The following is a 7,509-nucleotide window of genomic DNA, read 5'->3' on the forward strand; positions in this document are numbered from 1 at the left end:
GTAATAGAATTAAAAACTGGTCTGAAATTTATCCTCAGCTTGTGATATATTTCCAGGATATTTTAGTAAAATACATTTAAGGTTTAAGTATGAGGTTTACGGTTTACACAGTTAATCTGATGGGCTCTAAAAATCTCGGTAAAATCATTATTTTTAAAAAATTGACTTATAAAAAGGGCTACGAAAAGGACTAAAAAAATACTAATTATAAAGTTTTCAAAAATTCCAAAGTTCCTATTATAATCCCTTTTGGACTTGGAGGACATCCGGGAATGTAATAATCGATTTTTAAATCGTTTCCTTTTATTGCGTATGTTTTTTCAAAAACTCCTAAATCTTTTACACAGTCTCCTATTGCTATTACCCATTTTGGACTTGGCATCTGGTTATAACAGTCAACGGCGTGATGATACATATTCATAGTCATAACCCCGCTTAAAAACATAACATCCGCATGTCTCGGACTTGCAACAAAATGGATTCCGAGTCTTTCAAGGTCATAGTATGGATTGCTTAATGCGTTGCATTCTGCTTCACACGCATTGCAGCTTCCGCTGTCCACCATTCTTATCGCAAGGCTACCTGCAAAATGTTTTTTGATTTTATCTTTAATCTGTTTTTTAATCTCTTCAAGTTCCCTGTCAAATTCCAAATTTTCGGTAACTATTCCCGTTTTAATTCTCTTTTCCCAGAATCTTAGCATTTTTATCCTTTACAAATCGTTTCCGGCATAACTTAAATCAAAACTTTTATTAATAAGTGGAAAATCCGCGATAATATCTTTGTAAATTGTCGTGTGAAAGGCCTGCCAATTAATATGTGACGGGTCGCGAACGTAAAACCTGTCGACTACTCCTTCTTTAATTTTCATATACATAAAAAGCTCACCGATAGAACTTTCTACAAAACTCATATATTCTCCGTCTTTAAATTCATTGAGAATTAGTTTTTCTTTTTTATCGGTTTTGAAATTTTTAATCATTTCTATTGAATTTAATATTTCTTTTATTCTTACTCTAAATCTATCCGATACTTCGCCTTTATTTCCAAGCTGCATTTTATATCCGAAATTTTTATAAAAGATATTATCCCTTACATCAAGTTTAATTCCGCTTGCTCTTGCTGCTACTCCGACAACTCCGTATTTGATAGCCTTTTCTTTACTTAATGCTCCTGTCGTATTGAATCTGTCCCACAAACTTGCAATATCGTTTATCCAATCTTCAAAAAACTCAACTTCTTTTTTCAAATAATTCATGAATTCGGTCAGTTCTTTATAGTCAATATCAACTTCTTCTTTTATTGCCCCGAAACCGAATCTGTGCCCGGTAATTTTTGCCATAATCCTTCTTGCTTCTTCTGCGAGTTTACCCATAAAAGCAAGTGCCGCGGCAAAACCTGCGTCGTTTGGAATGAATCCGAGGTCCGTTAAATGGTGAATTATTCTTTCAAGCTCAAGTAGAGTGAAATACTTTTGTTTTAAAGAGTTTGGAATTTCCTTTTCGCTTGCCTGACTTAAAATATCCATAAATGCGATTTGATAAGCGATACTCTCGTTTCCGCTTATTCTCTCAACTATTTTTTTAATTTCTTGAGGTTTTTTACCCTCAACCATCTTTTCAATGCCTCTATATTTGTAAAAATGCCTCACTTCCAAATGAAGTATTTCTTCTCCGGCCTGTGAAAACTGAAAATGTCCGGATTCGATAATACCTGCGTGAATGGGACCAACCGGCACTACAAAAACGTTGTCGCCTTCTATTTCTTCGTATTTATACGGTTGAAAAACACTAAAATCGATATCCTTTTTATTAAAATCCTTTCTTAAAGGATAAATATGTTTTGGAAATCTCTCGTGTTTTACAAGGGGTCTTTTGTCAAACGACCCTTCAAATTCTATTCCAAACTCATCCTTTATTTTTCTCTCCATCCATATAGCGGCTGGATATTTAGGCATAAGAGATTTAACAATCGGAATTTTTCTATCAACTTTTTGACGTATAATTTTCTTGTCAAAAACGTCTATTATTTCGAAATGGTCTTGTGTTTCAAGCGCAAATCTTACTATCAGTCTCATTTTACAATTCCTTCAATATATTCGAAATTTTGAGGAAGTAAAAGAAGAGCGGCTGAAATTAAAAGAATAAAAATAGCAATTATTTCGCTTTTATAAACTTTTTTTTCTCTTTCTTCTCCTGCGTAAAGCATATCCTGATAAATATGAACGAACTTGTAAAAAATGATACTCAAAAGCCCTAAAATCGCAAAAATCACCAAAAGCATCAAAAAGAAATAATGTGAATTTTTTGCGACGTCCACCATTGCTTTAAATCCGTATATTTCACTGAAAAACATAGGGCTTGGAGGAAGTGAAATTACACCTAAAAACAAAGCCGCTATCATAAACACCGCAAATTTATTGATATTTTTCAAAACGCCTTTAAATAAATATTTTTTGTTTTGTTCTAAAATTTGAGAACTTATAAAGAGTCCCGGTTTCATAAAAGCGTGAGCGGCAAAGTGAAGTATAGCCGCAAAATACCCGCCGCTTATCCAAAACAGGGCAATCAGACTCATATGCTCAATTCCCGAAAGTGAAAAAAGACGAACGAAATCTTTTGCCCTGTAAAGAAGAAAACTTACAAAAAAAAGAGTTACCAAAATATAGCCGTATCCGATACCTATTAAGTGAGAATAATTTATATGTTTTTCTATTTCGCTGAACCTGAAAAATCCCAAAATTATCGCACTCTCAAGTATTCCGCTAAAAAGTGCCCCTACCTGGTAAATAGAAGATCTTTCGATGTCGCTAAGCCACAGATTCATAGGGAAAAATCCCATTTTTATAAACATTCCCACCATTACGAACAAAAACCCGAGTTCAAAAAGATAGCTGTTTATTTTTTGAGTGTTATGCATAAGCGTAAAGAAGTTCATGGCATTTTCACTTAAAACGTTTTTACTTGAAGCGTATATTAAGATAATTCCAAAAAGTATTAAAGAAATTGCAATGGCACCTACGATTAAATATCTCCATGCCTCAATATCGGCTTCTTTTGTAACTTTTACTTTTATCATATAAACGGTAGAGAGGGTTGCGAATTCAAGTCCAATCCAGTAAAGCCCCATATTGTTTGAAAGTATAGAAATAGTAATTCCGATCCAAAAAATGGCAAAAAATCTGTAAAATCTTTTAATGGATTTTTCGTTTAGATTGATTCTTTTTGGCAGAGAAATCATAGAAACAAACACCGCAACCGCTACTATTGAAGAAACGGCCAAAACGAATCCTCCAAGTTTGTCGATAAAAAAGTATTTATTTACAAAAGGATGAAACAATACGTAAATCACCCCTACGGCTACGGTGGAAGATATAGCGGCTATAACAGTTCTGTTAATTTTAAAATAGCTGAGTATAAATATTAAAATTGGCGGAATAAAAAGATACAGCATTTATTCTCCTTGATATTTAAAAAGTAGGTTTATTATCAAAATAAACATCATCAAATCAAAAAACACGCCAAGCTCTATAAGCATAGGCATTCCCTCTGTCGCAACCACACCGAGTAAGAAAAGGGCATTTTCAATAAACAAAAACCCCACAATTTTTGCAATCATTCTTTTATGCTCCATTATTAAAAGCAGGGCTAAAAAGAGCGAACTTATCGAAATAGCCACAAAATTCGAATGAGTTGCGAACGTTTTTAAAACGGGGGTTATTAGATAATATGTAAATACCAAAATCACAGGTACGAGTATCGTTAAATACTGGATTTTTATAATCGGCGTAATGTCCCTTGAAATTTTAAATTTGAACGTAATTTTTTTAAGAACAAACGGTATGATTAAAAATTTTACTATTACCGTAATTATTCCCATAACAATAAGTTCGTTAAGAGCGTAAATTTTACCCAATGTAATTCCAATAAGTCCCAAAATAAAAGAGTTTATACCGTACCAGAAAAAAAGCCTGAAAAGCCTGTTCGTAAAAAGGGCGGTAATCAATACCGCTATGAAAAAACCTATTAAAACGTTTATCATTTCAAACTCCCACCACGTAATAGATAAAAAGACTCAAAAATCCGAAAATTATCGCAATTCCAAGGAGATGCGGCACTTTAAAGAGCCTTAGTTTTGCCGTGTTTACTTCTATAAGGGCAACCGCAGTTGAAACTAAAATAAGCTTAATTATAAACACCAAAAGAGCCAAACACCAGCAGAGATTTACTCCAAAAGGCAAAAACAGATTAACAAAAAGAGTAGCAAAAATTGCAAATTTAAGCGCGCTTGCCGTTTCAATGAGGCCCAAATCGGCTCCTGTCGATTCGAGTATCATTGCTTCATGTACCATTGTAAGTTCCAGGTGAGTTTCCGGGTTATCAACGGGAATTCTTCCGTTTTCCGCAATTAAGATAATAAAAAAACTGATAGCCGCCAATATAAAACTTGCTGCGTGGTTTATATCGAAATAATTATTAAGGTTTAATACGGCTCCACTAATTCCTATACTTTGTCCGATAAGCGAAATTGAGAAAATTGTCAGAATCATAGCGGGCTCAACAAGTGCTGAAATAAAAGCTTCCCTGCTGCTGCCTATTCCCCCGAACGCACTTGCACTGTCAAGCCCAAGGAGCATTAAAAAGAAAGTAGAGAGCGATAAAAGTCCGGTAATAGTAAAAGCGTCAATAAAGGAGATATAAAAATTGCCTTTAAAAATCGGAGGCATTAAAAAAACCACCACAACAATAGGAGCTAAAATCATAAATACAGCAATTCTGCTGATAACGCTTGATTCTTTTGCATAAATAAGCTCTTTTTGAATAAGTTTCATAAAATCAACGTACGGCTGAAAGGGTGAGAGCGGTTTTTTAAATAAAAGATACATTTTGATTGACTTAATTAATCCCAGTAAAAATGGAGCGATTAAAAAGATTATCAAAACAGTCAGTAAATAATTGATCATTTTTTCTCTCCGAAAATAAATTTGAAAAATATTGCCATTACGATGATTTCAAGCAAAATATTTCCCCAGCTAATTTCTTTGTAAAAGTAAAAGACTCTGAAACTAAACAGCGTAAAGATTAAAAGCATAAAAATAAGGCTTGAATATTTCGTTCTCTCAAAATGAGAAAGTTTGTAAACGTAATAACTCAAATAATTAAGTCCTTTTACAACACTGTCATAAAGGCTTTTTTCAAATAGTGGCTTAATATGCACTTTAAAAAGCGATGAAGAGAATTTTGTTTTGTGTCCCGCAAGCGTTTGGGTGTGTGTATGAACTTCAGGGCGGTAGAGCCATTCAAAAAATTTTCTGATAGGTCCAGCGAATCCGGTTGCGGAATACTGGCTTTTTGCGGATGTGTTGTATCCGCAAGCCCATGTGTGATAGATTCTGATTTTCGGATTTAGATATTTGTAAAATGCATAAATTGCAATAACTACTATTATAAGCCCTGCCAGAATTAGAACTGGAGCCACCGCTCCGTTTGGATTTAAAGAGTGCATAACCCAGATGTTTTGGAAAAGTTTATGGTAAATATCCGTAATCGGCATTGAATGGTTTATTGTTTTTATAAAAAAAGGCATAAAAAGCATAAGCGAAATTACAACTGTTGCCATTAAAATCTGCCCGGTTAACATCAGTTTATTTACTTCTTTTGCGTGTTTTGCGTTTTCGCTTCTACTTAGTCCTAAAAACGTAATACCAAACGCTTTAACAAAACATGCAATCGCAAGACCTCCTGTCAGGGCGAGTGCGAATATCGCAAAAGGAAAAGAGAGTTTTAATACGAGATTGTTTATTCCACTGGAACTAAGCATACTTTGAAAAATCATCCACTCACTCAAAAAGCCGTTTGTAGGAGGAAGGGCTGAGATGGAAACAGCGGCAATCAAAAACATAAAAGTGGTTATCGGCATGGATTTTATAAGCCCTCCGTAACTTTCTATGTTTTTTGTATGGGTTGAATACAAAATGCTTCCCGCACTCATAAAAAGCAGAGATTTAAAACTCATATGGTTAAATGTGTGATACACAGCCGCAATAAGGGCGAAAGCCGCTAATACAGGGAGTTTGAGATATGTGAAAATCATACCGACCCCGATACCTATAAGGATTATTCCTATATTTTCAATAGAGTGGTTTGCAAGAAGGGCTTTTATGTCATGGCTTGCGATTGCGTATAATACGCCGACAAGTGACGAAATGGCACCAAGGGCTAAAATAATCACACCCCATTCAATCTGCCAGTTTGGAATAATAAATAAAAATCTCAAAAACGCATAAATCGCAACTTTCAGCATAATTCCGCTCATTAAAGCGGATACGGGAGAAGGGGCTGCCGGATGGGCGTACGGAAGCCAGACGTGAAGCGGTACAACCCCCGCTTTACTTAAAAACCCTATAGTAATTAAGAAAAAAAGAATTGATGGGTATTTAAAACCCGCCGCTAAGTTTGAGAGGGTTTGAAAATTGGTAAACAGGGAATTTCCTCCAAGTATTAAAAAATACATTAATATAAAAACAAATCCGAAATGCGTCATAAAAAAATAAAATCTTCCGGCTTTAATAGCCTCATCGGTCGGTTCAGTTAAGATTAACTGCCAGCTTGAAAGACTCATAAGCTCCCAAAAAAACAAAAACGGAAGTATTTCGTTTGATAAAACAACACCTAACATAGAAAATATAAACGTAAAATAATGAATCAAAAAGTGAGTTTTTCTTTTTATATGAGAGAGATATCCCGCCATATAAAAAAGATTCGGAATAACTCCTAATAAAATTAAAAAAACGAACAACAAAGAAAGTGGATTCAAACTAAACATCAATTTAGCCTTTAAGTAAAATTTAAGGAAAGAAAAACTGGTGTAATTATACTTCTTTTTACTTATAAAATTCTTAAAATAATTATAAAAAAAATTAAAATGTTACAAATTTACTTAATAAATTGTCTGTAATTTTTATATATAGGCTCGTCCACATTCAGACAATTTATATTTAATAAACTTCCTATTTTAGGTTATTTTGTCTATTATGTTGAAAATAGTCCTATTTAAAAGTCCTACTAAATTTCTGTCAAAGGATTTGACAAAGTATTTTTATGGTATAATTATTATATAAAATTTTAAAGGTAAACTATGAAAAAATCTAAATTAAAAAAAATCGTTTATCACTCAATGAGACTTGAAGGGTATAAAGTTAATTTAGATGAAAAAAAATTAAAAGAGATAAAATCTAAATATAATGTCAAAGTACACGTTTAAAATCAGTGATATTTACTATCCTAATACTTCCATTTCTAAAAATAAACTTGGTATAAAAAATGAAGATGAGTTAAGAAAAATAGAGCATCTTCTTTTGTTGGAGTCTTATGAAAAATTTGCAAGAAAACTTAATGTTGAGTTGGATGAAAATTTTTTTAGAAATCTTCATAAAAAAACATTTCAAGATTTATATGAGTGGGCAGGAGTTTATAGGGATGTTGATATAGCAAAAGGGGATACTCTTTT

General features: G+C 33.4%; 7 protein-coding genes and 1 pseudogene. 2 read left to right on the forward strand and 6 right to left on the reverse strand.

Translation table 11 applies throughout. The features are described 5' to 3' along the window. Nucleotides 1-205 precede the first annotated feature (205 nt). The 6 genes from ACXJIE_RS03055 to ACXJIE_RS03080 form a co-directional block, all read right to left on the reverse strand. Complete coding sequence (locus ACXJIE_RS03055; RefSeq protein ID WP_456479509.1) at nt 206-703, reverse strand: NADH-quinone oxidoreductase subunit B family protein; 498 nt, start codon at nt 701-703, stop codon at nt 206-208. 9 nt (nt 704-712) lie between these two features. After that, nucleotides 713-2,077, reverse strand: coding sequence for a hydrogenase large subunit (locus ACXJIE_RS03060; RefSeq protein ID WP_456479510.1), 1,365 nt, complete (start codon nt 2,075-2,077; stop codon nt 713-715). Then, entirely contained in the window at nt 2,074-3,453 is a 1,380-nt protein-coding gene (locus ACXJIE_RS03065; protein WP_456479511.1) for a proton-conducting transporter transmembrane domain-containing protein, read from the reverse strand. Before ACXJIE_RS03065 ends, ACXJIE_RS03060 begins: the two co-directional genes overlap by 4 nt. Further along, a complete protein-coding gene (locus ACXJIE_RS03070; RefSeq protein ID WP_456479512.1) occupies nt 3,454-4,041 on the reverse strand; it encodes a hydrogenase in 588 nt (195 codons plus the stop codon). It abuts the gene before it with no gap. Between the two features lies 1 nt (nt 4,042). Beyond that, a complete protein-coding gene (locus ACXJIE_RS03075) occupies nt 4,043-4,885 on the reverse strand; it encodes a respiratory chain complex I subunit 1 family protein (RefSeq protein ID WP_456479513.1) in 843 nt (280 codons plus the stop codon). A gap of 74 nt (nt 4,886-4,959) precedes the next feature. Then, a complete protein-coding gene (locus ACXJIE_RS03080) occupies nt 4,960-6,825 on the reverse strand; it encodes a proton-conducting transporter transmembrane domain-containing protein (RefSeq protein ID WP_456479514.1) in 1,866 nt (621 codons plus the stop codon). Nucleotides 6,826-7,137: 312 nt separating this feature from the next. On the opposite strand from ACXJIE_RS03080, the gene ACXJIE_RS03085 reads away from it, so the two are divergent. Together ACXJIE_RS03085 and ACXJIE_RS03090 are read left to right on the forward strand one after the other, a co-directional pair. Then, complete coding sequence (locus ACXJIE_RS03085; protein ID WP_456479515.1) at nt 7,138-7,263, forward strand: hypothetical protein; 126 nt, start codon at nt 7,138-7,140, stop codon at nt 7,261-7,263. Beyond that, nucleotides 7,244-7,509: pseudogene (locus ACXJIE_RS03090) on the forward strand (Fic/DOC family protein); the annotation flags it as partial. The gene ACXJIE_RS03085 and the pseudogene ACXJIE_RS03090, both read left to right, overlap by 20 nt.

This window comes from Nautilia sp. (assembly GCF_053994455.1).

Bases quoted from the DNA above. Each gene is read 5' to 3' on its own strand.
- ACXJIE_RS03055 (WP_456479509.1), bottom strand. From the start codon at position 703: ATGCTAAGATTCTGGGAAAAGAGAATTAAAACGGGAATAGTTACCGAA.
- ACXJIE_RS03060 (WP_456479510.1), bottom strand. From the start codon at position 2,077: ATGAGACTGATAGTAAGATTTGCGCTTGAAACACAAGACCATTTCGAA.
- ACXJIE_RS03065 (WP_456479511.1), bottom strand. From the start codon at position 3,453: ATGCTGTATCTTTTTATTCCGCCAATTTTAATATTTATACTCAGCTAT.
- ACXJIE_RS03070 (WP_456479512.1), bottom strand. From the start codon at position 4,041: ATGATAAACGTTTTAATAGGTTTTTTCATAGCGGTATTGATTACCGCC.
- ACXJIE_RS03075 (WP_456479513.1), bottom strand. From the start codon at position 4,885: ATGTATCTTTTATTTAAAAAACCGCTCTCACCCTTTCAGCCGTACGTT.
- ACXJIE_RS03080 (WP_456479514.1), bottom strand. From the start codon at position 6,825: ATGTTTAGTTTGAATCCACTTTCTTTGTTGTTCGTTTTTTTAATTTTA.
- ACXJIE_RS03085 (WP_456479515.1), top strand. From the start codon at position 7,138: ATGAAAAAATCTAAATTAAAAAAAATCGTTTATCACTCAATGAGACTT.